Raw genomic sequence first — 25,859 nt, forward strand, 5'->3', positions numbered from 1 at the left:
TGTTAATTTGATAATTAAATTAGGTATGAAAAAAATATTAATTATAGCAATTATTGGTGTATTCACCTTATCGCTTAATTCCTGCGAAGAATTTTTAGATACATCTTCTCCTTCGGTTGTAGATTCTGAATTTGTATTTTCAGGAGCTACTTCTGCAAAGGGAGCTTTACTGAATGCATACGAAAAATGGAGAGGTAATGCATATGTGCACTCTAATGGTCTTTTTTACGATCTTGCAGTTGTTGGTTCTGATGTTGAACACCATCCGGAAACATTTTCATCACAAACACGTCACGTTCCTGAATATTTCTATCCAGGAGGAACTTCAAGTTTTGACATTTCATTTACGGATAGTGAAAAAGCCTGGACAGCTCTTTATGGGATTGTGTCAGTAACGAACTCTTTGATTGAGGCGTTTGAAGGAACAAGTGATTTTGAGGCAATGATGAGTAGTGGAGAAGTGACTGAATTGTCGGATATATACGGACAAGCTGTTGCACTTAGAGCTACTGCATATTTTGAATTGTGTCGTTATTATGGTGATGTACCTCACGTACTTTCTATAAGTGATACAGAGAATAAAGGTCTTGTTTCCCGTGATGAAATTTATGAATATCACATCAATCAATTGATGAAGGTAGAGCCTTATATGTACCGAGTTGGTGAGGGAGGAAACAATGCTGATGTAATGACCCGAACTTATGTACAGGGATTAATCGGACGTATGTGTCTTTATGCCGGAGGTTATGCTACCCGTCGTACTGATCTTGGAAGTGATTTCTATAAAAAATTGGATGGAAGTGCAATTTCATTTGAGACTATGGGAACTGAAAAGGATGGAGCAGTTTATTCCCGTCGTTCTGACTGGCAGGATTATTTCAATATTGCTAAAACATATCTGACTAAATGTGTAGAAAATTCTGGTTCTGCTTATTTAATTACAAGTGATCCACGTTCTGCCGGAGGAGCTGGACAAGAATTTGGGAATCCATTCCAATACGTATTTCAGATGATGATGACTGGCGAACAACTATCGAAAGAGTCTATCTATGAGATTCCGGAAGAATATGGTTACTATTCAGAACGTCCTTATGCATTTGGTCGTCCTTCGGATGGTGGCAGCTCAAAAGCTTTCCCTGGCAAGAGTTATTGTCAGTCACGTTTCCAGGCACATTATTATTATGGTTCTTTCGATCCTAAAGATTTGCGACGTGATGTTACGGTAGCTGTAACAGCAAGTAAAGGTGATGGTACTGAAAAAATGATTGACTGGATTCCTGGTTCGAAATCACACGGTGGAATTGCGAATAATAAATGGGATGAAAACCGTATGACTAGTCCATATGTTGCGAAATCACGTAAATCTGGAATTAATTGTCCATACATGCGTGTATCAGATGTTATCCTGATGCTTGCTGAGGTTGAGGCAGCTTTAGGCAATGATGGTCCTGCGAGAACAGAATTAGAGAAAGTACACAATCGTGCATTTACATCACCTGCAGATGCCGATTTAAACGGTTTTATTGCAAAAGCGGGTAGTGTTTATGAAGCTGTTTTGGAAGAGCGTAAATTAGAATTTGGTGGTGAAGGAATGCGTCGTTATGATCTTATCCGCACTGGGAAATTACCACAAGCTGTAGTTGCTAATAGACAATTAATGACTACTATTATTGGTGGTTTGGAAACAAATGGATATTATACATTTGATAATGGAAACCAAATACCAATGTATATTTGGACAAAAATGGTTGATGCAAAAGCAACTCATGGTTATCGTTTGACTACGCAATGTGTAGACGAAACAGATCCAGTATTATTCCCTGGTTGGAGAGGTCAATATGACGATTGGCAAAGTCTTGCAACTGAGATTGGCAAAACTGTTAATGGACCGGAAACTAACGTTGCGATCAAAGGATTGTTCAATTATATCGCTCCTGGAAGTGCAGAAGCATTGGCTCTTGAAGCTGATGGATATGTTCAAACAAACTGGGGTGCTGATATCGTAGCTAATGCTGCAGATTACTCAACTGATCTTTTTAAAGGTTATAGTGATGCTGACTTTAGTGCGGGTAATCCTCCAGTCTATCTAGTGCCATTGAATTCTACAATTTTAGAGAATTCAGGAATAAGCAATGGTTATGGATTTAATCAATAAGAATGCTTTAAATTCTTAATAATAAATAGGATAATCCGTTGATTCGTTGACGGATTATCTTTGCTTTTTATCTCTGGTAATAAGGCATGAAGCTGGTCTCTTTTATCTAAATAGAGATTATAATATAAGTTCTAAAATTGGATAAACACTATTTATTACTTCCCTTTAAAAGGAATTTGAGATGAATTTTGTTGAGTCCAATAAAAAAACAGACAAATGAAGATTACTCCAATATTACTAGTCTTGTTTTTTATGTATTTCCCCTTCTCAGGGGATGGTCAAAACTCAGAAAAAAATTCCACAGTAAAATTTCATACAGAGTGGTTAGTGGCGGATTTACTGCAAAAGAACTCAAAACAAATAAAGATACTTGGTCAGCCAAAACTGGTTGATTCTCCTTATGGAAAAGCTGTTTCCTTTAATGGAAGTAGTGATGCTCTTATTTTACAGGAAATGCCTCTTAAATCGATGAAGGAATTTACCGTAGAAATGATTTTTTGTCCGGATATAAATGCATCTTTCGAACAGCGGATTCTTCATATTGGTGAGGTCTTAGGTAATAGAATGTTGCTGGAAATCCGTGCAGTTACGGATATCTGGTATTTCGATGGTTTTGCGGCTTCCGGAAATAACAAGAAAGCCTTAATTAACGAACAACTTACTCATCAGCTTGGACAATGGTATCATGTTGCTTTTATTGTGGGGGCTGATAGTTTGTCCACTTTTGTTAACGGAAAACAGGAATTGTCCGAGTCGTTTTCTTATCAACCAATTGGGACTGGTAACTGCTCAATTGGTGTTCGCCTGAACAAAAAGTCTTGGTTTAAAGGAATGATTTACAAAATCAGAATAGTATCTAAACAACTCAAGCCCGATGATTTTATGACTTATTAGTTAACTCTGCTAAGAATATAAATACCATGAAACCTACTAAATATTTAATTTTACTTCTTTTACTTCTTTTATTTCTTGCTTTTGGATTGAAGTTAAAAGCTCAATCTGAAATTACAAAGGAACAAATTTGTGAAACAATGCTGAAAGCCACTCAATTTATGGTTGAAGAGGTGAGTACTAATGGAGGCTATGTTTGGTACTATTTGCCCGATTTATCTCGTCGATGGGGCGAGATGGAGGCCTACAAAACCATGATTTGGCTTCAACATCCTGGAACAATCAGCATTGGACACTTATTTTTAGATGCTTATAGAACCACGAAAAACGAATATTATTATCAAGCCGCGCAAAAAGTTGCAACAGCTATTATTTGGGGGCAAAGTAACGAAGGTGGTTGGAATTATATGATCGATTTCGCCGGTGACCGCTCCTTAAAGAAATGGTATAATACTATTGGTAAAAATGGGTGGAGACTTGAAGAGTTTCAGCATTATTATGGCAACTCCACTTTCGATGATGATATTACATCTGATGCAGCAAGGTTTTTACTAAGAATCTATCTCGAGAAATTAGATCCGGTTTATAAACCTGCTCTTGACAAAGCAATCGACTTTATATTAAAAAGTCAGTATGCTTCAGGTGGTTGGCCACAGCGTTATCCGTTAAAATATGATTTCAATAAACAAGGTCATTCTGATTATAGTTCGTTTTATACATTTAACGACGATGTAATTTGGGAAAACGTTCATTTTTTGATTCAAAGCTATCTGACTTTGGGGGAAGAACGTTTTTTGGAACCGATTCGCCGGGGAATGGATTTTTATCTGATTTCTCAGGATGCATGCGGAGCTTGGGGACAGCAACTTAATTTGAATATGCAAACAGAAGGTGCCCGAACGTATGAACCGGCAGCTTTTTTGCCATCTACAACATGCAAAAATGCAATGCTCCTACTGAAATTTTATCAATATACGGGAGATAAAAAATTTATTGCTCGTGTTCCTGATGCAATTCGTTGGTTGGACAGTACACGACTTCCCGAAAATCAGATAGAAGGGGCTCGTTCTCATCCAACTTTTATTGAAGTAGGAACCAACAAGCCCATATATGTACATCGGAAAGGGGCGAATGTGAAATTTGGAATGTATTATGTCGATAGTGATGATAAAAAGTTATTGGCTCATTACTACGGCAAGTGCCGTATTCAGCTTGAGGAGCTGAAGTTTAAATACAAAATGCTTAATGAGCTTGACTTAGATAAGGTGACAAAAGATTCGCCTCTAAAGGAAGCATGTTTCAAGGAAAGTGATACACCTCAACGATTTTACGACCTAAACCGTAATGTTTTCACAGGTGTTGCTTCAGAGGCTGAGGTAAAAGATATTATTGCATCTCTCGATCAGCAGGGCAGGTGGTTGGTGAAACATGCTTTTATTAGCCATCCTTACATTGGGGATGGTCAGAATCAGAATCAAAGTGATGAGTATTCAACAACTCGTGTTGGTGACGAAACAGATACGTCTACTTATCCTGATCCTTCTGATAAATATTATATCTCAACTAAAGAGTACATTCAGAATATGAATTTTCTGATTGGTTACTTAAAATTGAATCAGTCTGGAAAATAATACAATAAACATGATTTTAATTACTAAACCGGCAATCAGGAAGAACTGTACTGAGTGTATCTAAAATAACACGTATATAAAAAATACAGAGCGCAGGAAATGGCTCGTTTAGTTAAGAGTGATTATACAATAAGGAATTGAAACTAAAAAAGTATTGAAAAATGAAAAGTAAATTGATTTGTGCACTTGCAGCTATTTATTTGTTGGTTTCGGCTTGTTCTGCACCAACAACAGCTCCAGATTACAGGGGAGTTCAAGTAACACTCAAAAGTGCTGATAATGGAGATGGCACCTATACGAATCCAATTATTCAGGCAGATTACTCCGATCCTGATGCCATTAGAGTGGAGGATGATTTTTTCATGACAGCTTCTAGTTTTGGATGTGCACCAGGTTTACCCATTCTTCATTCCCGCGATTTGGTAAATTGGCAGCTGATTGCTTATGCTTCACCCAAAGTAATGCCCGAAGCTCATTATAATAAAATACAACATGGTAATGGCATATGGGCTCCATCTTTACGTTACCACAATGGAATATTTTACATCTTTTACGGCGATCCCGATTTTGGAATTTTTATGTTGAAATCAAAAAAAGCAGAAGGTCCGTGGAGTGAACCACTCTTAATTAAGGAAGCTAAAGGATGGATAGATTCCTGCCCGTTTTGGGATGAAGACGGACAAGCTTATTTGGTACATGGCTACGCTGGTTCAAGAGCAGGTATTAAAAGTATTTTAGCGGTTAACCGAATGAAACCTGACGGAACTGCATTGTTGGACGATGGCATTTTGGTTTTCGATGGTCATGATGGAAATGGAACTGTTGAGGGACCTAAATTCTATAAAAAGAATGGATGCTACTATATTTTTGCTCCCGCAGGTGGAGTTTCTACAGGCTGGCAATTGGTGCTTCGTTCTAAAAATATTACAGGACCATATGAGTCGAAGGTGGTTATGAGTCAAGGCAAAACAGAAATTAACGGACCTCATCAGGGAGCTTGGGTTAGTTTGGCAGGTGGCGAAGATTGGTTCCTTCATTTTCAGGATCAGGAAGCTTACGGACGTGTTGTGCATTTGCAGCCAATGAATTGGAAGGACAATTGGCCCGTGATTGGTCATGATGCTAATGGCGACGGAACAGGAGAGCCTGTAATTACATATCGTAAGCCTGCTGTTAAACAGACAGAGATGATTTCTCCTGAAAGTATGGATGATGAATTTAATGGGGATGCACCTTCTTTGTTATGGCAATGGCATGCCAATCCTGGTCTCGATTGGGGAAAAAGCTTTCCAGGGAAAGGTGTTTTCAGAATGTATTGTCAGTCGTCTGCTGAAGGATCTGTTAATTTATGGGATGTACCTTCATTGTTTCTTCAGAAATGGCCGGCTGTTTCTTTTGAAGCTGTCGCAAAAGTGAAATTGTCACTTTTAAATGATGGCGAAAGATTCGGATTGATAATAATGGGACAGGATTATGCGTCAGTAGTAGTAGAAAATAAAAATGGAGAATTGGTTTTGAATGAGATTACTTGTTTGAATGCACGCAAAGGATCAGAGGAGAATTATGCAGGTGATTTTCAGCCCGTGTCTTCCGATTTGTTTTTGAAAGTTAAAGTTGAGGAGGGGGGAATTTGTCATTTTTCATATTCCGAAAATGGATTGGATTACAAGTCGGTTGGTTTACCTTTCACAGCCAATACAGGAAGATGGATTGGTAGTAAAATTGGTTTCTTTGCTCAAAGAAAGAATAAAATAAATGATTCAGGTTTTGTAGATATTGATCGGTTTACCATGAATTAGTGTTTAACTTTATTGACTGGTATTTATAAAATTAAATCATTAAAAAAAAGATATGAAACGTCCATGACAGGCAATTGTGACCGAAGAGGAATGATTATTTGTTCATGGTAAGTTCCATATGACAAACACATAAAATTATAATCGTATGAAACGTAATAGTGAGAAGTTTATTTTGACAGAAGAATTAGAATGGGAAGATTTAGGAGCTGGTGTTTCCCGTCAGTTTTTAGGTTACGACAATCAAATTATGATGGTGAAGGTGAAATTTGAGAAAGGAGCTGTTGGTGCACTTCATCAGCATTTCCATACACAAACAACCTGTTGCGCAAGTGGTCAGTTTGAGTTTACTATTGGTGGTGAGAAAAAGGTGATTGGCGTAGGTGACGGCGTATATATTGAGCCCAATATGTTACATGGTGCTGTTTGTTTGGAACCTGGAGTATTAATAGATGTATTCAGTCCGGTTCGGGAAGATTTTCTAACAGGCAGCGGTGTTTCTTATTTAGGAGGCAAAAAGTAATATTCAAAATGCTGAAATCTTATCACTGAATTTAAAGATAGGATATCCTGAATTTGTTTAATGCCCTTTAATTTTTGATCGAAAATGACAAGAATGTTAAAATATAAAATAGTACCGCTTCTTTTTTTACTGCTCCCAATATTGGGTTGGGGGCAAAATGAATTTCCTAAGGACACTTCGTTTTCGGTATATTCTGCAGGGAAAAAAATAGAGAAAGATTTTCCACAAGCTTTACCGGTTAAAGAAATTGTTTCTAGTGAGTTTCTATCATTACCAAATCAAGTTTACCGGATAAGACCAAACAGAAAGCTGCGCATGGATGTTTTTCTTCCGAACAGAGATTGCGGGCAGAAACGACCAGTTGTTATGATGATTCATGGTGGTGGTTGGCGGTCTGGCAATAAGTCGCATTTGGTTCCTATGGCGCAGCAGTTGGCTGCTGATGGTTATGTGACAGCCTCGGTTGAGTATCGTTTATCAATGGAAGCGATATACCCTGCAGCTATTTATGACTTGAAGGAGGCCATTCGGTTTTTAAAACACAATAGTGATTTATATGGCATCGACACAACGAAAATAGCGGTATTGGGTTGCTCATCGGGTGCCACACTTGCAAGCTTTATGGCTGCTACAGCAGGAATAACAAAGTTTGATGATCCTGAATCGGTTTACTCCAACTACTCGTCAAGAGTGCAGGCTTTGGTGAATATAGATGGTGTTGTTGACTATACTGACCCAAATGAAAGCCGAAAAATAAGTAATCCAAAGAAGCCATCGGCAGCAAGTCTGTTTTTTGGAGTTACTTATCAGGAAAATCCGGAACTATGGAAGGAAGCCTCTCCAATTAACTATGTGGATGAATATATGCCAACAACATTGTATATAAACAGTGCGTTGCCACGTTTTCATGCCGGAAGAGATTCTTTGTTTCATATCCTCGATAGGAATAAAACGTATCACGAAGTACATACAATTGAAAATACACCTCATCCTTTTTGGCTTTTTCATCCATGGTTCGAAGAAGCGCATGGCTGTATTCTTAATTTTCTTAACACTGTTTTTAGGTAGATAGAAGCTAGTGACAAAATTTATAAATGATTTAAAATAGAACAAATGAAATATATCTGGATCATTGCATGGTTGACAGTTTTTACAAACTGCGCTATTGCAGACAATAAGGGTGATATTGTTGTTGCCGCTGATGGAACCGGAGATTACATCTCTCTGACAGAGGCAATTGATCATTTGCCATTTTACAATTATCAGCGTTTGGTAATTTTTGTAAAAAATGGTGTGTACAATGAGAAGATACGAATAGAACAGGATTACCTGACCATTCGCGGAGAAAGCCGTGACAGTACAATTATTCAATATGCTCAGCTAAGAGAAGATTGGCAAAAGAACAGAGATTATATTGGCCCTGCGGTTATCAACATTCATGCTGATGACATTATTTTAGATAATCTCACCATAAGAAACACTCAACCCAGGTTGGGGCCTCATGCGTTTACCATTTATGGTACAGGAACACGCACGATTATAACAAATTGCAATGTAACCAGCAATGGTGGCGATACTGTTTCTCTTTGGAATTATAAGGAAGGAATGTATTATCACGACAACTGCTGTTTTGAAGGAGGTGTTGATTTTGTTTGTCCCCGGGGATGGTGTTATATTTCCAACTCAAGTTTTAAAGAGTTGATGAATACCGCAGCTGTGTGGCATGCGGCTACAACAAATAAAAATCAGAAATTCGTATTGAGCAACTGTGAATTTATGGGAGTAGATAGTTTCTATTTAGCCCGTCATCATTACGATGCGCAGTTCTATTTTTTGAATTGTATTTTTCCTTCAGAAATGAGAGATAAATCGATTGTTCATGTTTTTTATCCGGATAAACCAGAGAAAAGCAGACCTTACTTGTACGGGGACAGATACAATTTTTACAATTGTAATCGTAAAAAAGGTAATTATTTATGGTTCGCCAATAATATTGATTCCAGCTCTGCAGCTAAAATATCTCCGGAATGGACATTCGATCAAAAATGGAATCCTGAAGATACTTCTTCTATTAAAGTGGTTAAAGCGGAATATGAAAACCAATCTCTTTTTTTATGGTTTGATGAAATTGTAATGCCGGTCGGCGATTTAAAAATTCAGACAAAAAGCGGTAAAGTTTTCTCCTATTTTAATGGAGTGGGACGGGAACGTTTCGAATTTAAAGGAGAAAATACTTTAACTGAGGAAGAATTACAACAGGAGTTTGAGTTGGTAAGTGGAACGATTCAAAGCATCAAAGCAACAGTAAAGCCCCGAACATTCAAATAATACAATTTAGTTTAGTCGTTGTAAATGAAAAACCCGATTGTTCATGCAAAATGCATTGGCAATCGGGTTTTATTGTGGTATCGTAAAATTATTACGATTGAGTATTACGGGTTTATAATAAACGATTTAAGCTGGTAAATCTTACAAAGACACACCTCTTTTCCAGGGAATAAAATCTTCCTGATTCAATTGATCTGCTTTGCATTCAATTTCTCCGCTGGCAACTTTTATAATATGCTCCAACATGCTTTCTCCCAATTCATCTAAAGTTTGAGTACCATCAATAACAACACCAGCGTTGATATCGATAATGTCCGACATTTTTTTAGATAGCTCAGTATTCGAAGAAACTTTTAGCACAGGAGCAACAGGATTACCCGTAGGTGTTCCCAAACCTGTAGTAAACAAAACTACATTGGCACCAGATCCAACCAATCCGGTTGTCGATTCAACATCGTTACCTGGTGTGCACAGCAAACTAAGACCATCATGTTTTACGTATTCGGTATAGTCCAGCACATCATTAATAGGAGAAGAACCTCCTTTTTTTGAAGCTCCTGCCGATTTCATCGCATCAGTAATCAGGCCGTCTTTTATATTGCCAGGCGAAGGATTCATATCAAAACCAGATCCTGCATCAATTGCTGCTTGTGCATAAGCACGCATGATTTTTATGAATTTATCAGCGTGCTCAGGATTTCCGGTTCTGCTCATCAATTCTTGCTCAACGCCGCATAATTCAGGAAACTCCGATAGAATTGCCTTACCGCCCAGGGCAGTAATTAAATCAGCAACCCGTCCCAAGGCAGGATTGGCAGAGATACCCGAAAATCCATCAGATCCTCCACATTCCAAACCAATGGTTAGTTTTGAAAGAGGAGCAGGTTTGCGTTCAATTTTATTGGCTTCAACCAAACCTTTAAATGTTTCCTTAATGGCTTTTTCAAGCATTACGGTTTCATTTCCGATTGTTTGCTGATCAAAAATTAGTACCGGTTTGTCCAGGTTTGGATCCAGGTTTTTAATGGCCTCTTGTAAAATACTTACTTGAGCATTCTGACAACCCAAACTTAATACCGTAGCTCCGGCTACATTCGGATTTTTTAAATATCCTGCCAGTAATCTGCACAAGCTATCGCTATCCTCACGAGTACCACCACAGCCACCTTCATGAGTGATGAATTTGATGTTTATCTGATCGAAAACCTGTTTTTGATCAAGATCCTCTGCTTTTGCCAATGACAATCCTTCGAAAGAAACTCCCGATTGATAACCGGCAGCCATATCCTGAACTAAATTTTCGTATGGATTGGTCTTTTTCTTACCCAAAACTTTTTCAAAAGCTTTTTTCAGGGTTAAAACATTTCTGTTTTCGCAAAATACCAAAGGCAAAACCAACCAGTTATTGGCTGTGCCAACTTGTCCGTCAGCCCGGTGATAACCCATGAAAGTCTTATCTTTGAATCGCTCAACATTTGGAGCGGTCCAATGAAACTCGTTTGTTTTATTTGGATCGTATTCGGTTGCCTTGTGTTCTGTATTATTTACGGTAATTGCCTCGCCGCTATTGATTGCTTTGCTTGCTGTACCTACAACCAAACCGTACATAAACATTTCATCGCCAACAGCAAGATCATTAATCGAAAACTTGTGTTTTGCCTTAATATCTTCCTGTAAAGTGATATTGATATCATTAACACAAATAATCTCACCTTTTGCAAGGTTTGTAAGAGCAACGGCAAGATTGTCGCTGCTGTTTATCGTGATTGCTTTATTCATGATTGTTAAAATTTAAAGTTGCTGATTGCTGCATCTTTATTCAATTTTTCCAACTGACTGGTCATCATTTCTGTTAAACCGTTAATTTGATTTAAATCAGTATCCCAGAATGAGACTTCGCCCAATACTTTACGGATGATAGCTTCCGGTGTTTCAGCTGTGGCTGAAAGAGTAGAGAAGAAGGCAATTACTTCTTCATTGTCTTGAATGGTAAAAGATTCTGATAGATAAAGTTTAATCAGATAGGTAAAGGCCAAAACCAATCCTTCGGGCAACTTGTTGTTTGTTTTTAAAGAGTCAAGCAGCGAAGGCAACACACGTACTTTGTATTTTGATATTGAGTTTAGTGCGATTGATTTTAATTCATGATGAATGAATGGATTCATGAATCGTTCCAAAACCTCGGTTGCGTACAATTCCAATTCTGCTTTTGGCAGATTTATAGTTGGTGCAATTTCATTGAAAATGATGTGACGAACAAATTCACCTACATTATCGCTTTCAACCGATTCGCGAACTGTTTCAATACCGTTTAGTAAAGCAACAGGAACCATTGATGTATGGGCACCATTCAGAATACGAACTTTTCGGGTGCGGTAAGGCGATAAATCTTTTGTATAGATCACATTCAAGCCACATTTGTCAGCAGGAAAAGTTTTTTGAATTTCTTCGCATCCTTCAATTACCCACAAGTGGAAAATTTCAGAGGATACTACTAAATTGTCATCAAAACCGATTGATTTTTTGATTTCGTCAATTTCGTCTTTTGGATATCCTGGAACAATACGGTCTACCAAAGTATTTGCAAAATAATTGGATTTGTCAACCCATTGAGTAAACTCTTCCGATAAATCCCATAATTTGGCATAGTCTAAAATCGCTTTTTTAAGCTTCTCGCCATTTTTGTCGATCAATTCAACAGGAATAAATTTCAATCCTTTTGCAGTGTCGCCATTAAAATGAGTAAATCGACTCAAAAGAAGCTGCGTTAATTTTCCAGGATAAGTAGCAGCAAGTTCGCCATCTTTAGGACAGTCGTCCGTTTTAAAAACAATACCAGCTTCGGTTGTGTTCGAAATCACCAATTCCAATTCATTCAGAATTGCCAAATCATCGTATTCTTTCTTTTGTTCGAATGGGTTGATTGCTTTTTGTACGCAGGAGATCAGTCTGGTTTCGCTGATTGCTTTTCCGTCTTTTAGTCCGCGGTAAATATGATGATATAGATTATCTTGTTTTCTTAGAAGATCAGTCATACCAAATTCAATTGGTTGAACAATAGCCACACCCGAATTGTAATTGTGTTCTTTATTCATGATGTCAATCATCCAATCAACAAAGGCTCTCAAAAAATTTCCTTCTCCAAATTGAAGAATTTTAATCGGTAATTCTTGTGATGGTACTGTTTCTCTATTTAACTGTCTCATAACTTAATTTTTAAAAATAAATGTGAAGAAATTGCGATTCAATTTATTTGCGGTAACGTTACCGCAAATTTTATTAAAAAAACCTTTACGAATAAAGGATATATTTTGCGTGTACGTTAACACTTCGGGACAAATATAGTATATTGTGCCTACATTTGCATAATAAACAGAAGTTTTTTTCAGATGGTGAATCGAATTACAATAAAAGAAATAGCCCGAAAGGCAGATGTATCAATTGGTACTGTCGATAGAGTTTTGCACAATAGGGGACGTGTGGCAGAAGCAACCCGCGATAAAGTGCTCAAAATTGCCAAAGAAGGGAATTATTCCTCCAATGTAATGGCGCGTCATTTAAAGCTAAATAAGACCTATCGGATTTCGGTAATCTTGCCCGAGGAAAACAATTATTGGCTGATGCTTAAAGAAGGCATTGAGGAAGGTTGTGAAGAATTCGGACAAATGGGCTTTACTGCCAGCTATTGCTTTGTAGCTAACGACGGTTCTCAGGCAAAGCAGCTGAATCAGATATTGGATTCCGATGCAGATGGTTTTATTATTGCACCGTCAGCATTTCATCAGCAAACCGATTTATTAAGCAAATTAAGAGAAAAAGGAAAACCATATGTGTTTGTCGATTCAAATATAATTGATGCAGGACAGCTTACTTTTATTGGTCAGGATTCCTACCGAAGCGGCGTTTTGGGAGCTTGCCTGCTGCACGATAAATACTTGTCGGATTATGAGATTTACATCACCACCTTCAGCGAATCGGACATTAAAGAGCAAATCATTAAAAATAGAATAGAAGGCTTTCGAAGTTATTTCGACGAAAATCAGATCAGTCATGTAAATATTCATGAAGTAAACCTCGAAAAAGATCAGATTACTGCCGATGATTTCTTGAATGTACTCTTGAAACATGAAAATCCGGTTCATCTCTTTATTCCTAATTCAAAAACCTATAAGCTGGCCGAGCAGTTGATCCAGTTCAAAGAAACAAATCAATTGCGGGTTGTGGGATACGATTTACTGAAATCAAACTTACGATTGCTAAATAGTGGAGCTATCGATTATCTGATTCATCAAAAGCCTAAAGTGCAAGGCTATTTAGGCATGCAGTCTTTGTACAAAAACATTGTTTTAAAAACAGATGTTCCTTTGCATCAGTATATGCCGTTGGATATTATTAACAAAGAGAATGTAATGTATTGTCAGTAGAGAAGTTACGGGTAGTGTTTTTATGGTATTGGTATTCTTAATAACTATAGTCGCCTGCAATAAAAGATGTTTTAAAAGCTTGTGGATTTACAAATGCTTAGTTGTTGCCAACCGTATTTAATTCTTTCTTTATCTCAATCGCTTTTTTATTCATTTCCTTCCATTCCTCTGTTTCAATAAATTCTTCAATCTCAGGGAGGTTTTGATGTGTTTTAACAACCGTGTCATTCAATACTTTATCGAATTCTGATAGTATTTCCAATTCTTCAATATTAAAAGACTGACTAAAATCGTCCGAATCTGGAAAATATAAATCTTCCCACTGGCAAAACAATTCAGATGAAACTTGGGCAATCGGTACGTTTTTTTGATAATCAAGCTGACTCTTTTTTGATGTCCACAAATCAATCACTCCGAAAATATTTTTTCTTGTCAATTCAACAAATTCTATATCAGTAATACTTAAATCTTCATTTGAATTTTCAGGTTCTTTCTCAATAATTTTTCCTTTTAAAGTTCTTTTTTTGATTTTCACTTGATAATAATAAAAGGGTGCATATATATAATGTGGAAATATTAATGGAAAAATCGCCTTAGAATATCTATCATATTTATACCAAAACTTTATGCAATAAATCCAATGAATAACGGAACAAATGGTCAATGTTGTATAGATCAAATTAAAGGTTTTTTCTTGAAATAACAGAAATATGTTTTTTGCTAAATCGGGAGAAATTATTGCTAATTCAATAGATTCAATACATTCATTTTCAAAGTCTGGAATATTTATCTCACTCAAATCTGTTTTATGAATAATAAAACAAATAGGTACATTGTCTGAGTAATCTTTATTAAAAGTGTCTGTATTGTTTTTATCATATTTAAACGTAAAAGTTTCAAAAAAATATTTTATATAGTCAACGTAATGATGGTGATACAATGATTTCATTGGTATCAATAAAGTGTTATTGTAAATTTCTGTTACTTCATCAATATGAGAGCCATAAACTAAATGTCCATAGTAATTTTCATTATTCAAATATTTGTTAATTATTTCCATTTTTTATATAAATGTATTTTGCTTACTTATCTGTGCGTGTTTGTAAGTTGTTGTTATGTCCTGAAAGGACAAAATATAATAACGATGGATTTTAATCCTTCGAAAACGGAAAAGCACTGAAAGGGCGGCATATTAATCCCATACATATCTTTCGTCATAATCGACCTTGTATTTTTTAAGAAAAGTATGGTTTTCATCTTTCTGAAAAATTGATTTTTTTAGTTCTTCAAAATGGATTCTCATTTATATTATTTATAGATACAGTTCTTTTTAAAACCCAACTAAGATAGTTTAGCCCCTAAAAAGACTGGAGTAAAATTTCAGATTTAAAACAGTTAAATTTAGGGTATGAAAAGACGTTGGACATTAGAAGAAAAACTAGCCATTTTAAGCGAGGCAGAAACTGGTAATGTAGTAGAAGTTTGTAGAAGGTATAATGTTAGTACTGGATCTTTCTATAATTGGAAAAAGAAGTTCGATACTAAGGGAGAAGCTGGCTTAAGAGTTAAATATGATAACAGCAGTCCAGAGATGAAGAAAGCAGAGGAAGAGATTCGGATTCTACGCAAGCTTTTAGCAGACCGGGAAATAGAATTGGAAATTCAGAAAGAGCTTCTAAAAAAAAAAGTTTGGAACAGACGATCCAAGAAAAATCTAGTAGATCGTTTCTTCGAAAAATATACTGCAAGTATCAAAGATTTGTTAAAGTATGTAGGACTCTCTGAGAGTAGTTATTACTATAAAGAGAAGTTAAATGGCAGAAAAGGTGTTTTGCCTAGCAAGCAAACCAAGCATAGTAACGATGGCCTGGTTGAAGAAAGGACTGTTGTAGAAGCTATAAAAGGCGTATTGGAGCATGAGTTTATTGATTGTGGTTATCGAATAATGACAAAGTATCTTCAGCGTAAGGGTTATAAGATCAATCACAAGAAAGTGTACAGAATAATGAGTAATACAGGACTTTTAAAGCCTAATTCAAGAATTAAAAGAAGTGGTGGTGGGCGCAAGTTCGTAAGATTTAGGAAGGTTCACACAAGCCATCCTATGGAGTGTCTTGAAATGGATATCAAGATGATTTGGATTCCCAATATGGGAAAGAACGCTTATCTTTTATCGGTAATTGATGTTCATACTAGAAAAATATTAGGTTATACTTTTGCATTCAATGTAAAGCAAAAAGAGGTGATTGAATTATTATCAACAATTGTCGATGAATATCCAACTCCAGAATCTCTGATAATCAGATCTGATAATGGAAGTCAGTTTATTGCTCGTAATGTGAGAGATTACATTCATTTAGTCGGGTTTGAACAAGAATTTACTCACGTGGCAACACCTGAAGAAAATGCGCATATTGAAGCATATCATGGTACTTTAAAGAGAGATATCTTTGACAGAGTCGATTATCGTACTTTCGGTGAAATACAGCAGATTATAAAAAGATATGTGCCATTCTATAATAGTGAAAGATTACATGGTTTACTTGGGAGAATTACTCCAAATGAAAAGTGGAAGCAGGATCAGCATTTAATTAAAAAGCTAGGGAAAATAGCTTAGTATTATTAAATTTTGACAGAGCCTAAATCGCTCTATAAAAATGAAAATTAAAAAATAGAATAAAACTCTAGGATATCAGGGGTCAAAACATAAGATATTCTTTTTAGTAGAGTTTATGTGAGGTGAAAGCAAAAAAATAACATAAGTAAGAGTAATTGATGTGTTAATAATAAATGTGTAATTTGCGTAGTGGGGCAGGATGGACTTCGTTTTCGGACATAAAAAAACCACCAAAGCAATTTGGTGGTTTTTTAGTGATCCCTCTGGGGTTCGAACCCAGGACCCCATCATTAAAAGTGATGTGCTCTACCAGCTGAGCTAAGGAATCATCCTTATTTTTTTGAAGACTTTGGTTGTCTTTGTGATCCCTCTGGGGTTCGAACCCAGGACCCCATCATTAAAAGTGATGTGCTCTACCAGCTGAGCTAAGGAATCATTCTTATTTTTTTGAAGACTTTGGTTGTCTTTGTGATCCCTCTGGGGTTCGAACCCAGGACCCCATCATTAAAAGTGATGTGCTCTACCAGCTGAGCTAAGGAATCATCCTTATTTTTTTGAAGACTTTGGTTGTCTTTAGTGATCCCTCTGGGGTTCGAACCCAGGACCCCATCATTAAAAGTGATGTGCTCTACCAGCTGAGCTAAGGAATCATCCTTATTTTTTTGAAGACTTTGGTTGTCTTTAGTGATCCCTCTGGGGTTCGAACCCAGGACCCCATCATTAAAAGTGATGTGCTCTACCAGCTGAGCTAAGGAATCATCCTTATTTTTTTGAAGACTTTGGTTGTCTTTGTGATCCCTCTGGGGTTCGAACCCAGGACCCCATCATTAAAAGTGATGTGCTCTACCAGCTGAGCTAAGGAATCAGATAAACTTTGTTTTTTAAAGCGATGCAAATATAGAGTGATTAAATGGAAATCGCAAACTGAAAATGGCAGAAATATCTATATTTTCCAAGTGGAAGTGAGGTCGCTTTGCTTTATTGTATTGGTTCGTAATTTGATAGTGGAAGGAAATAATAGTAAGAAAAAAGATCATTTTTTTTTAATAGTCCTAAATTCCTTATGATAATGGCCTGTTTTTTGTTCTAAGGAGCTGCTTTATCAAGAGAATCGATGGGAGTAAATTTGGGATTAATCAGCCACCAAACTTGATTTTACTGTTTAAAAATTTCAATACATTAAAATATTTTTAAATTTGTAGTCGTCGAAAAAATGACAGGAATTACTTCCTGCTACTTATAATCTGTTAATATACCTCTTTCATGAAACAAAAAATTGTTGTGATTACAGGAGCTTCTTCTGGAATAGGAAAGGCATTGGCTTTAGAATTTGCTTCCCGTGGGTCGAAAATTGTTTTGGCCGCAAGAAACCTCGAAAAGCTAAAAGAAGTGGAAGAAAGTATTCTGGCTTTGGGAAATGAAGTTTTAACCGTTAAAACGGATGTAAGTGTTGAAGAAGATTGTAAAAATCTGATCACAGAGACCGTAAATCGATTTGGTGGAGTTGATGTACTGATAAACAATGCAGGCATCTCGATGCGGGCTCTTTTTACCGATTTGGATTTGTCGGTTATCAAAAATTTAATGGATGTTAATTTTTGGGGAACTGTTTACTGTACCAAATTTGCAATACCATATATTACCAAATCAAAAGGATCTGTTGTAGGAGTAATTTCAATTGCGGGCTATATTGGTTTGCCTGCCAGATCGGGATATTCGGCATCAAAATATGCCATTCGTGGATTTCTGGATACCTTACGGGTCGAAAACCTAAAAACCGGCGTGCATGTATTGGTTGCAGCTCCTGGTTTTACAGCATCAAATGTTCGGAATGTGGCCTTAACGGCTGATGGATCAATGCAGGGTGAAACCCCCCGCGACGAAAGTAAAATGATGAGCGCCGAGGAATGTGCCCGTTTAATTGCCAATGCAGTAGTAAAGAGAAAAAGTGAACTGATTATGACATTTATGGAAGGGAAATTAACCGTATGGCTAAAAAAATGGCTTCCTTCATTATTGGAAAAACTAACTTACAATCATATGGCTAAAGAGCCTGATTCTCCTTTGAAATAGAAATAAAAAGAGACATGTGTATTTATTCGTAAGTGCACATTTTTTTTTGGAGTAACTTTTACAGGAAATACCAGTATACGGCATTGTTTTGATACATGGTTCACCGTAACCAATACTGCTGCTAAATAGACTAAATGGATAAATCACATTTTAATACATTTATCTTCTCCAATTCGGATAAGATTTACTATTACGTATATTGCCTATTGAGAAATCAGGAGGAAACTCTTGAGGTGGTAAGTTCAACAATTGAGGAATGTTGGAAAGAGCGAAAGAAATTTAGCCATACCGATATGATTTATGTGTTTAAGATTGCAAGAAAGTTGGCAAGACTTAAAACCGATGGTTGTGAAAAAAGAATGTCTCTGGTTTACACAAATAATTTATTAGCTGATACCGATCCGGTTTTAAATCGTTTCTGTCTTCTAACTCAGGATTTATCACCGGTACAGGCCGAAGTAATGTGTTTGCGTTCTATGGTGAGGTTACGAATGGATGATATCTCTATTGTAGTGGACTTGGGAATAAATAATGTGCAATCTATTTTGTCTGTGGTTAGGAAGGCAATCAGAGCAAGAATAAATTCTAATGGTACTTTTGCAGATTTGAAAAATAATGAAGTTTTATTTAAATATTATTCAGGCAAGTCAACACTAAAAGAAGAAGAACAGCTTCGACTGTATTTTTCGAGAATGGATTTGTCTGATGTAACAGGAGCTGACAGAGAGCTTTTTCAATTGTTCTTAAAAATGGGTAATTCAGCCATGCCATCCAACTGTTCTGATCAATTGTTTCTGAAAATAAAAGAAATACAGAACAGGAATTGGAGAAGTTCTTTTTCGAGAATTTTTAAGTGAGAAATTAAAAAACTTATGACAATTATAAAGTAGAGGTTATGTCTGCTTCATCGAAAAATTCTCTTCGGGGAGGAATTGAATTCAAATCAAATAATTCGACCCATTCCATTTTTACTCTAAAGAAAGTTAAATTTGGATTGTCAACCGATTGGTAGATCTCTTGCAGAACTTTACTGTCTTCAAATATTTTCAGCTGCATTTCATCAGGTACATCAAATAGGGCTGTGCCTGCCACACGAATGGAAACCTTATCATGCCAGCTCACCATTTCAACTTTTGGTTTTTCCTTTAATTGCAGATATACTTCTTTGTTTTTTGCTGTAGAAAAGAACAGTTCCTGTTCATTTAATTGCATAATTCGAAAGATTCTCACCTTAGGATTTCCTTGGTCATTAACTGTTGCTAAAGCAATATCTTTGTGCTGGCTAAGTAATTTTATTAAATCCTTCATAAGTAATTAAAGTTAAATTTGTTGATTTTATTCCAAACGATCATTAAGTGATTTGAACCCTTTGCCTAAAATTTCATTTGTCTCCATTACAGAAACAAAAGCGATTGGGTCAATAGAGTGTACGTAATCCTGCAACATCGATAATTCTCTTCTGTTTACAACAATAAATATTATTGATTTCTCCTTTAAATCAAGCGTTCTATTGCCTTTTATGATCGTGCCGTTTAGATGGAAATCATCGGTGATTTTGGCTCTGATTTCTTCATATTTATCAGAAATAATAAATAAGGCTTTTTCGTAAGTAGAGCCCTGTAAGGTGATATCAGTAACTTTTCCAATAATAAAAAGTACGATCCATGAATACAATGGAATTTGCCAATCTATTTTAATGTACAAACTACTTAAAATGATCAGGGAATCAACATAAATTACAAGCTGTCCAAGTGGAAGTCCGGTATATTTTGCGCCAATCATGGCAATAATGTCTGTCCCGACAGAACTCGCTTTGGCTTTAATTATCAGACCTAAACCAAAACCAATAAAGATCCCTCCGAAAATACAGGATAGCAACACATCATCTACCAATGGAATAAATCCCCACCAGGTGCTTACAATATCTATAAATAATGCGCATAAAATGAATGAGATAAAGGTTTTAATGCCAAAACGAGGACCTAATAATTTTATACCAATAAAGCACAAAGGAATGTTTATAGCCAAACTAGCTAATCCAACTGGAATTCCTCCACCGTATTTTCGAAACAAGTCATTCGAATAATTCATGAATTGATAGAGTATACCTGAGAAAAATCCATCGTAATCAGCAGGATTCAATGTACCAAAAATGCCATGAGGAAATAATCCGATTGTTAGTTTGTTAATAACAATACCTAAGCCATAGACGCTGCCAGGTACAATTCCGTGAGGAATAATAAAAAAAACAAAGCCGGCGGCAACAGCAAATGCACCTAAAATTATAATGGTATAGCTATAGAACCATTTACCAGAAAAGAGAGCGTCTTTTTGTATGAAAGTCAAAATAATTATGATTTATGGGGTTGGAATTAATCTTAAAGGTTATCTTGTATTTTTACAAAATAATAGTTTTTATTGGATTCATGGAGCTTCACAAGATATTTTTCTGTTAAAATAAATTGAATTGCTGTTGTTTTGTTAGTAAAGAATTGATTGTTTTGCATCATGATCAAATTCTGGAGACGATGAAAGCTAAAATTAGCAAATTACTAATGCAATTGTTTGGGTGGAAATATATTGGGGATATTCCACAGGTTAAGAAGGCTGTAGTGATTGCGGTTCCGCATACTTCAAACTGGGATTTTGTTTGGGGAAAGCTTGCTTTATTATCTTATAATATTCCTATAAAAGTTTTAATGAAAAAGGAGATGTTCGTATTTCCTCTTAAGTACATTTGGAAATCGTGGGGAGTAATTCCTGTTAATCGTTCAGTGAAAGGAAATATGACGGATGAATTGGCTAAGGAATTTGCAAGTCGTGAGTCTTTGTATTTGTCAATTGCACCGGAAGGGAGCCGCAGCCTTCGTTCTGAGTGGAAAAAGGGTTTTTATTATATTGCACTAAAGGCAAATGTTCCTATTTATTTGGCTGAAATTAACTACGAGGAAAAAACCTTAACTTGTGGTGAGGCTTTTTATCCAACAGGTGATGTAGAGAAGGATATGATAACGATTAAAAGCAAGTATATCAATTGTAAGCCTAAATATCCAGAGAATTTTACAACCGGCTTGTAACCAAAAGAATAAAATGTCCGATACTCTAAAAGTCAGTTTAGTACAGTTGGAATTGGTTTGGGGAAATGTGGAAGGAAATCTGAATAAAATTTCGAATCTGCTTTTGCCACTAAAGAATCAGACCGATTTAATTGTTTTGCCTGAGATGTTTTCGTCAGGTTTTATGATGGAAGATAAAAATCTGATTTCGCCAAAAGCTAAGATGACTCTTGACTGGATGAAAAATCAAGCCGAAGAATTAAATGCTGTTCTTCTTGGAAGTATAATTGAAGAGGAAAATGGCGACTATTTTAATCGTTTGTACTGTGTTGATGGCGGGAAAATTATTTGTTCGTATGATAAGCGTCATTTGTTTAGGATGGGAGAGGAGCATCACCACTTTGCAAATGGGAATGATCGGATTGTCTTTAATCTGGGAAAATGGCGAATCTGTCCTTTAGTTTGTTATGATTTACGTTTTCCGGTGTGGAGCCGTAATATGAATGATTATGATATTTTGTTGTATGTTGCCAACTGGCCCGAAGCACGCAGAGATATTTGGAATACGCTTTTAAAAGCACGGGCAATTGAAAATCAGTCGTTTGTTGTGGGAGTAAATAGAATAGGAATTGATGGTTTAGGACTTTCTTACGCCGGAGATTCAACTCTTTTTAACGCAAAAGGCCGTCTTGTTGGGAAATGTTCCGATCACACCGAAGAAATTGTAACTCTACAATTAAATTTAGATGAATTGAATGAATTCAGAAGGAAATTTCCGGTTCATTTGGATGCAGATTCATTTCAAATTGGCTAGAATTCACAAAGTATTTATTTGATTAGTAGTGAATTATTGTTTTGTGGCAATAATGTGTTATCTAGTACTTGTAAAACTAAGCTTATAGTTATATATTTATGTCTAGAAAATATCCTAAAATAAAATTAATGAAAGAATTAACCCGGGCAGAAGAACAAGTGATGCAAATCTTGTGGGATCTTGAAAATGCATTTGTGAAGGAAATTATAGAGAAAATACCTGAACCTAAACCTGCTTACAATACCATATCCACCATTACACGAATACTTGAAAAGAAAGGTTTTGTGAGTCATATTGCTTATGGTAAAAGTCATCAGTATTTTCCTTTAATGGGAAAAAAGGAATATACCCGAAAATTTATGAAAGGCTTCGTTCGTAATTATTTCTCGAACTCTTACCGTGATATGGTTTCATTTTTTGCTAAGGAAGAGCAAGTGAGTTTATCGGAATTGGAAGAGGTGAAAAGAATGGTTGAAGAGCAAATAAAAAAGCAAAGTAGATAAGCTAATAGTAAATGGTTACAGGCATAATCTTATATTTTTGCAATCGGCAATATGCATGGCATTTTTTTATGCTTTGTATTGGTTGTTTCTAAAAAGGGATACCTTTTTTAGGATTAACCGCGTGTTTCTTTTGCTTACATTGCTTGCCTCAATATTAATTCCAACATTGGAAATTCCTTTTCAACCCGAACCAAAGAGTACTGTAGAAAATTCATTTCATGTATTAGATGCGGTGGTTTTAGCTTCACAGCAATATTTAAACAGCAACATTCTCGAAGAGGTTGTTGTTACAGCAACAGTGAAAAAAGCTTTTACCTGGTATCAATATTTAGGTGCAGTTTATATTTTAGGAGTATTCCTTTTTTCGATTCGGTTTTTTAAAAATTTATTTCAATTATTTTCCTGGACAAAAAGCAGTAGGATTCTGCGTGAAAAGGGACTTCGGCTGGTGATCATGAATGATAATTATCCTCCTTTTTCTTTTTTAAATTCTGTTTTTATAAGTAAGACTGATTACCAGAAAGCAAATTTTACCTCTATATTGGCTCATGAAAGGGTGCATGTCGATCAACTTCACACCTTCGATTTGCTGATAATTGAAATTCTCACAGTAATTTATTGGCTGAATCCTGTCGTTTGGTTTTATAAATCCTCAATTCAGGAGGTGCATGAATATTTAGCTGATGATAAGGTTGTAAATGGAGCAGTGAATGCGAACGAATACAAAATGCATATTGTGAATCAATTTGCAGGTGGTGATTTGTTTCGTTTAGCAAATAACTTTGGTCAGTCTACACTAAAAAAACGAATCTCGATGTTGGGCAGAATAAAAACACCAAGAATTGCTTTGGTTAAACTTCTGTTGATTATACCAATTTTTGTGGTTCTGTTATCTGCTTTTGCTTTTACGATCAAGGAGGAAGAAAAATTAGTTTCAGATTTCTCTTTTAAAGAGTTATTGCCAATGGATTTGAATTTATTTTCGTCCTTACGAAGTGAACCGGTAAATTTCTATTCCGAAACGAAAAATGAATTTCCGCCGCAATTAGTCACCCACAAAATTAATAAGCTGGAGTATAAAGAAACAATCAACCCTGAAGAGATAAAGACCATAGCTGATGAAATACCTGTTTTTCCAGGAGGTGTAATCGCTCTTCAAAAATACTTGGCAAAACATGTTAAGTATCCTAAGCTTGCTCAAACTAAGCAGATTGAAGGTAGGGTGTTTGTTTCTTTCGTGGTTAGTAAAGATGGTAGAGTTATTAATGCAGCTTTGGCAAGAAAAGTTAATCCTTTATTAGATCGTGAAGCTTTGCGGGTTGTATCATCTCTTCCTAAATGGAATCCGGGAAAGAAAGATGGAGAATTTGTAAATATTGCATATACTGTTCCTATTAATTTTCAACTAAAAGATTTAATCGATAAGCCTGTTGATTCACCAGATCCATTGTATTCAAGAATTAAGAATTCATCCGATTATCATCTGGAAAATGTTCTTAAAACTAATGTGATTAGGAACAAAGAATATGTTGTAGTAGAGAAAATGCCACAGTTTATTGAGGCAAATGGTAATTTGAGAAAATACATCGCAAGAAAAATTCAATATCCGGTTTTGGCAGCAGAACAAGGCTACGAAGGACAGGTTTTTGTTCAATTTGTTGTAAAAACCGACGGAAGTGTTGCAAAAGCGAAAGTAATAAAGGGAGCAAATGTTGAACTAAATAAGGAAGCCTTACGAGTTATTAATAGCATGCCTAATTGGGTGCCTGGCGAGCAGCATGGAAAAAAAGTTGAGGTTAAATATACAATTCCGATACGTTTTGCTTTGAACTAATAAATTTTTTTACGTATATTAACTAAGAATTTAGTTGTAAAACTAAATTCTTAGGAATAAAACCAAACCAATTTATATTGTCTAACCAAAAAACCTTTATTATGGAAGTTAAGAAAAACCCCCGCTATGATTTGGAAAAAAAACGAGGTTTATTTTTACAAATCGGATTCCTTTTAAGTCTTATAATAGTATTAATGGCTTTTGAGTATAAAACCCCAGTTGGGCAAACGGCAGATTTAGATTTTGATGTTCTTGAAGAAATGGACGAAATTATTCCTATAACCGTGCAGGACAAACCTCAGCCCAAAGAAGTTCCTAAAATTAAAGAGATGCTTTTAACTGAACTGACTTTAGTAGAAGATGATGATGATGTACCTGATCTTGATATTAAAGATTCTGATATTAGTGAAGATGATTCCTATGTTATTGCGGATGTGAAAGAGGAAATAGAGGAAGATGTTGAAGATGTGCCATTCGTAAGGGTTGAGCAAATGCCAATATTTAATCCTAAAAAGAATAATACCTATGATGAGGGATTAAAAGATTTGTTTGTAACCATGCAGAAAATGACCAAATATCCTATCGTGGCTCAGGAAAATGGAATTGAAGGAAAGGTGTATGTTCGATTTGTAGTTACAAAAACAGGAAATATCGAACAGATTCAAGTAATGCGGCCTGTTGATCCTTCTCTGGATAAAGAAGCAATTCGTGTTGTGCAAAACCTGCCAAAATTTAAACCAGGAATGCAAAGAAACAGACCTGTAAGTGTTTGGTTCAGTGGATACATTTCATTTGTACTGCAATAGGTTTTTTTTACAACCGTATAACTAAAAGGTTAGTTTACGAACGAATGAAAACCATTAAATGTTTCACCAAAAAATTCATGATTATGCAAGTAAAAAAGAATCCCCGATATAATTTAGAGAAGAAAAGAGTGCTGTTTTTGCAATTTGGTTTCTTAATTAGTTTCTTATTTGTGCTGATGGCCTTCGAATACAAAGTTCATATGAATGAACCGGAAGATGTCGTATATGATACAATTGATGATATGGAAGAATTGACACCGGTAACTTTTTGTGAACCGGAGAAAAAAACGGAGCCGCCAAAAGTAAGGAAAATAGATTTGATTGACTTGTTGGTAATCGAAGAAGAGCCGGAAGAGGAATATATACCTGAGGAATCAGCCGATGATCCAAATGCAGCAGTAGACTACA

21 protein-coding genes and 6 tRNA genes are annotated in these 25,859 nt (G+C 35.9%); 16 read left to right on the forward strand and 11 right to left on the reverse strand.

Annotation, left to right across the window (positions count from 1 at the left end; genetic code table 11):
- Positions 1-25 precede the first annotated feature (25 nt).
- From ACKU4N_RS09465 to ACKU4N_RS09495, 7 genes are all read left to right on the forward strand, one after another.
- Positions 26-2,155 (forward strand): RagB/SusD family nutrient uptake outer membrane protein, encoded by a 2,130-nt coding sequence (locus ACKU4N_RS09465; RefSeq protein ID WP_321322654.1) that lies wholly within the window; start codon positions 26-28, stop codon positions 2,153-2,155.
- Between the two features lie 216 nt (positions 2,156-2,371).
- A complete protein-coding gene (locus tag ACKU4N_RS09470; protein ID WP_321322655.1) occupies positions 2,372-3,049 on the forward strand; it encodes a LamG-like jellyroll fold domain-containing protein in 678 nt (225 codons plus the stop codon).
- Between the two features lie 26 nt (positions 3,050-3,075).
- Positions 3,076-4,677: a pectate lyase gene (locus ACKU4N_RS09475; RefSeq protein ID WP_321322656.1), complete on the forward strand. Its 1,602-nt coding sequence runs from the start codon at positions 3,076-3,078 to the stop codon at positions 4,675-4,677.
- Between the two features lie 161 nt (positions 4,678-4,838).
- Positions 4,839-6,476, forward strand: a complete 1,638-nt coding sequence (locus ACKU4N_RS09480; RefSeq protein ID WP_321322657.1) for a glycoside hydrolase family 43 protein — start codon at positions 4,839-4,841, stop codon at positions 6,474-6,476.
- A gap of 145 nt (positions 6,477-6,621) precedes the next feature.
- On the forward strand, positions 6,622-6,996 hold the full coding sequence (locus tag ACKU4N_RS09485) for a cupin domain-containing protein (RefSeq protein WP_321322658.1): 375 nt from the start codon (positions 6,622-6,624) through the stop codon (positions 6,994-6,996).
- A gap of 93 nt (positions 6,997-7,089) precedes the next feature.
- On the forward strand, positions 7,090-8,064 hold the full coding sequence (locus tag ACKU4N_RS09490) for an alpha/beta hydrolase fold domain-containing protein (protein ID WP_321322659.1): 975 nt from the start codon (positions 7,090-7,092) through the stop codon (positions 8,062-8,064).
- Positions 8,065-8,109: 45 nt separating this feature from the next.
- Positions 8,110-9,324 (forward strand): pectinesterase family protein, encoded by a 1,215-nt coding sequence (locus ACKU4N_RS09495; RefSeq protein WP_321322660.1) that lies wholly within the window; start codon positions 8,110-8,112, stop codon positions 9,322-9,324.
- Between the two features lie 141 nt (positions 9,325-9,465).
- On the opposite strand, the gene ACKU4N_RS09500 is transcribed toward ACKU4N_RS09495, so the two are convergent.
- Complete coding sequence (locus tag ACKU4N_RS09500; RefSeq protein ID WP_321322661.1) at positions 9,466-11,103, reverse strand: UxaA family hydrolase; 1,638 nt, start codon at positions 11,101-11,103, stop codon at positions 9,466-9,468.
- 5 nt (positions 11,104-11,108) lie between these two features.
- Entirely contained in the window at positions 11,109-12,530 is a 1,422-nt protein-coding gene (locus ACKU4N_RS09505) for a tagaturonate reductase (protein ID WP_321322662.1), read from the reverse strand.
- A gap of 183 nt (positions 12,531-12,713) precedes the next feature.
- Here ACKU4N_RS09505 and ACKU4N_RS09510 point away from each other — a divergent pair, with 183 nt between their 5' ends.
- Positions 12,714-13,748 (forward strand): LacI family DNA-binding transcriptional regulator, encoded by a 1,035-nt coding sequence (locus ACKU4N_RS09510; RefSeq protein WP_321322663.1) that lies wholly within the window; start codon positions 12,714-12,716, stop codon positions 13,746-13,748.
- Between the two features lie 97 nt (positions 13,749-13,845).
- Here ACKU4N_RS09510 and ACKU4N_RS09515 read toward each other — a convergent pair whose 3' ends face one another.
- Positions 13,846-14,808 (reverse strand): hypothetical protein, encoded by a 963-nt coding sequence (locus ACKU4N_RS09515; protein WP_321322664.1) that lies wholly within the window; start codon positions 14,806-14,808, stop codon positions 13,846-13,848.
- A 348-nt stretch (positions 14,809-15,156) separates the two neighbouring features.
- Between ACKU4N_RS09515 and ACKU4N_RS09520 the strand changes: the two genes are divergently transcribed.
- Positions 15,157-16,365, forward strand: a complete 1,209-nt coding sequence (locus ACKU4N_RS09520) for an IS3 family transposase (protein WP_321322665.1) — start codon at positions 15,157-15,159, stop codon at positions 16,363-16,365.
- Positions 16,366-16,620: 255 nt separating this feature from the next.
- Here ACKU4N_RS09520 and ACKU4N_RS09525 read toward each other — a convergent pair.
- The 6 genes from ACKU4N_RS09525 to ACKU4N_RS09550 all read right to left on the reverse strand — a co-directional run bounded on the left by ACKU4N_RS09525 (position 16,621) and on the right by ACKU4N_RS09550 (position 17,230).
- Positions 16,621-16,693 (reverse strand) — tRNA-Lys (locus ACKU4N_RS09525).
- Positions 16,694-16,727: 34 nt separating this feature from the next.
- Positions 16,728-16,800, reverse strand: a tRNA-Lys gene (locus ACKU4N_RS09530).
- Between the two features lie 34 nt (positions 16,801-16,834).
- Positions 16,835-16,907: transfer RNA gene (locus ACKU4N_RS09535), tRNA-Lys, on the reverse strand.
- 35 nt (positions 16,908-16,942) lie between these two features.
- Positions 16,943-17,015: transfer RNA gene (locus ACKU4N_RS09540), tRNA-Lys, on the reverse strand.
- A gap of 35 nt (positions 17,016-17,050) precedes the next feature.
- A tRNA-Lys gene (locus ACKU4N_RS09545) sits at positions 17,051-17,123 on the reverse strand.
- Positions 17,124-17,157: 34 nt separating this feature from the next.
- Positions 17,158-17,230, reverse strand: a tRNA-Lys gene (locus tag ACKU4N_RS09550).
- Positions 17,231-17,628: 398 nt separating this feature from the next.
- Here ACKU4N_RS09550 and ACKU4N_RS09555 point away from each other — a divergent pair.
- Both ACKU4N_RS09555 and ACKU4N_RS09560 read left to right on the forward strand, forming a co-directional pair.
- Positions 17,629-18,438: an SDR family oxidoreductase gene (locus ACKU4N_RS09555; protein WP_321322666.1), complete on the forward strand. Its 810-nt coding sequence runs from the start codon at positions 17,629-17,631 to the stop codon at positions 18,436-18,438.
- Between the two features lie 134 nt (positions 18,439-18,572).
- Complete coding sequence (locus ACKU4N_RS09560; RefSeq protein WP_321322667.1) at positions 18,573-19,295, forward strand: RNA polymerase sigma factor; 723 nt, start codon at positions 18,573-18,575, stop codon at positions 19,293-19,295.
- A gap of 22 nt (positions 19,296-19,317) precedes the next feature.
- Here ACKU4N_RS09560 and ACKU4N_RS09565 read toward each other — a convergent pair whose 3' ends face one another.
- Positions 19,318-19,746 (reverse strand): pyridoxamine 5'-phosphate oxidase family protein, encoded by a 429-nt coding sequence (locus tag ACKU4N_RS09565; protein WP_321322668.1) that lies wholly within the window; start codon positions 19,744-19,746, stop codon positions 19,318-19,320.
- Positions 19,747-19,773: 27 nt separating this feature from the next.
- On the reverse strand, positions 19,774-20,784 hold the full coding sequence (locus tag ACKU4N_RS09570; protein ID WP_321322669.1) for a YitT family protein: 1,011 nt from the start codon (positions 20,782-20,784) through the stop codon (positions 19,774-19,776).
- 182 nt (positions 20,785-20,966) lie between these two features.
- Between ACKU4N_RS09570 and ACKU4N_RS09575 the strand changes: the two genes are divergently transcribed.
- From ACKU4N_RS09575 to ACKU4N_RS09595, 5 genes are all read left to right on the forward strand, one after another.
- A complete protein-coding gene (locus tag ACKU4N_RS09575; RefSeq protein WP_321322670.1) occupies positions 20,967-21,515 on the forward strand; it encodes a 1-acyl-sn-glycerol-3-phosphate acyltransferase in 549 nt (182 codons plus the stop codon).
- A gap of 13 nt (positions 21,516-21,528) precedes the next feature.
- Complete coding sequence (locus tag ACKU4N_RS09580) at positions 21,529-22,308, forward strand: amidohydrolase (protein ID WP_321322671.1); 780 nt, start codon at positions 21,529-21,531, stop codon at positions 22,306-22,308.
- 128 nt (positions 22,309-22,436) lie between these two features.
- A complete protein-coding gene (locus ACKU4N_RS09585) occupies positions 22,437-22,811 on the forward strand; it encodes a BlaI/MecI/CopY family transcriptional regulator (protein WP_101262091.1) in 375 nt (124 codons plus the stop codon).
- 55 nt (positions 22,812-22,866) lie between these two features.
- A complete protein-coding gene (locus tag ACKU4N_RS09590) occupies positions 22,867-24,645 on the forward strand; it encodes a TonB family protein (RefSeq protein WP_321322672.1) in 1,779 nt (592 codons plus the stop codon).
- Positions 24,646-24,746: 101 nt separating this feature from the next.
- Positions 24,747-25,451 (forward strand): energy transducer TonB, encoded by a 705-nt coding sequence (locus tag ACKU4N_RS09595; RefSeq protein ID WP_321322673.1) that lies wholly within the window; start codon positions 24,747-24,749, stop codon positions 25,449-25,451.
- The last annotated feature ends 408 nt before the right edge of the window (positions 25,452-25,859 follow it).

It is taken from the genome of Labilibaculum sp. (assembly GCF_963664555.1).
Classification (GTDB): domain Bacteria; phylum Bacteroidota; class Bacteroidia; order Bacteroidales; family Marinifilaceae; genus Labilibaculum.

Bases quoted from the DNA above. Each gene is read 5' to 3' on its own strand.
- ACKU4N_RS09495 (WP_321322660.1), top strand. From the start codon at position 8,110: ATGAAATATATCTGGATCATTGCATGGTTGACAGTTTTTACAAACTGC.
- ACKU4N_RS09585 (WP_101262091.1), top strand. From the start codon at position 22,437: ATGAAAGAATTAACCCGGGCAGAAGAACAAGTGATGCAAATCTTGTGG.
- ACKU4N_RS09515 (WP_321322664.1), bottom strand. From the start codon at position 14,808: ATGGAAATAATTAACAAATATTTGAATAATGAAAATTACTATGGACAT.
- ACKU4N_RS09580 (WP_321322671.1), top strand. From the start codon at position 21,529: ATGTCCGATACTCTAAAAGTCAGTTTAGTACAGTTGGAATTGGTTTGG.
- ACKU4N_RS09560 (WP_321322667.1), top strand. From the start codon at position 18,573: ATGGATAAATCACATTTTAATACATTTATCTTCTCCAATTCGGATAAG.
- ACKU4N_RS09520 (WP_321322665.1), top strand. From the start codon at position 15,157: ATGAAAAGACGTTGGACATTAGAAGAAAAACTAGCCATTTTAAGCGAG.
- ACKU4N_RS09565 (WP_321322668.1), bottom strand. From the start codon at position 19,746: ATGAAGGATTTAATAAAATTACTTAGCCAGCACAAAGATATTGCTTTA.
- ACKU4N_RS09500 (WP_321322661.1), bottom strand. From the start codon at position 11,103: ATGAATAAAGCAATCACGATAAACAGCAGCGACAATCTTGCCGTTGCT.
- ACKU4N_RS09475 (WP_321322656.1), top strand. From the start codon at position 3,076: ATGAAACCTACTAAATATTTAATTTTACTTCTTTTACTTCTTTTATTT.
- ACKU4N_RS09555 (WP_321322666.1), top strand. From the start codon at position 17,629: ATGAAACAAAAAATTGTTGTGATTACAGGAGCTTCTTCTGGAATAGGA.
- ACKU4N_RS09485 (WP_321322658.1), top strand. From the start codon at position 6,622: ATGAAACGTAATAGTGAGAAGTTTATTTTGACAGAAGAATTAGAATGG.
- ACKU4N_RS09595 (WP_321322673.1), top strand. From the start codon at position 24,747: ATGGAAGTTAAGAAAAACCCCCGCTATGATTTGGAAAAAAAACGAGGT.
- ACKU4N_RS09575 (WP_321322670.1), top strand. From the start codon at position 20,967: ATGAAAGCTAAAATTAGCAAATTACTAATGCAATTGTTTGGGTGGAAA.
- ACKU4N_RS09490 (WP_321322659.1), top strand. From the start codon at position 7,090: ATGTTAAAATATAAAATAGTACCGCTTCTTTTTTTACTGCTCCCAATA.
- ACKU4N_RS09465 (WP_321322654.1), top strand. From the start codon at position 26: ATGAAAAAAATATTAATTATAGCAATTATTGGTGTATTCACCTTATCG.
- ACKU4N_RS09470 (WP_321322655.1), top strand. From the start codon at position 2,372: ATGAAGATTACTCCAATATTACTAGTCTTGTTTTTTATGTATTTCCCC.
- ACKU4N_RS09480 (WP_321322657.1), top strand. From the start codon at position 4,839: ATGAAAAGTAAATTGATTTGTGCACTTGCAGCTATTTATTTGTTGGTT.
- ACKU4N_RS09590 (WP_321322672.1), top strand. From the start codon at position 22,867: ATGGCATTTTTTTATGCTTTGTATTGGTTGTTTCTAAAAAGGGATACC.
- ACKU4N_RS09505 (WP_321322662.1), bottom strand. From the start codon at position 12,530: ATGAGACAGTTAAATAGAGAAACAGTACCATCACAAGAATTACCGATT.
- ACKU4N_RS09510 (WP_321322663.1), top strand. From the start codon at position 12,714: ATGGTGAATCGAATTACAATAAAAGAAATAGCCCGAAAGGCAGATGTA.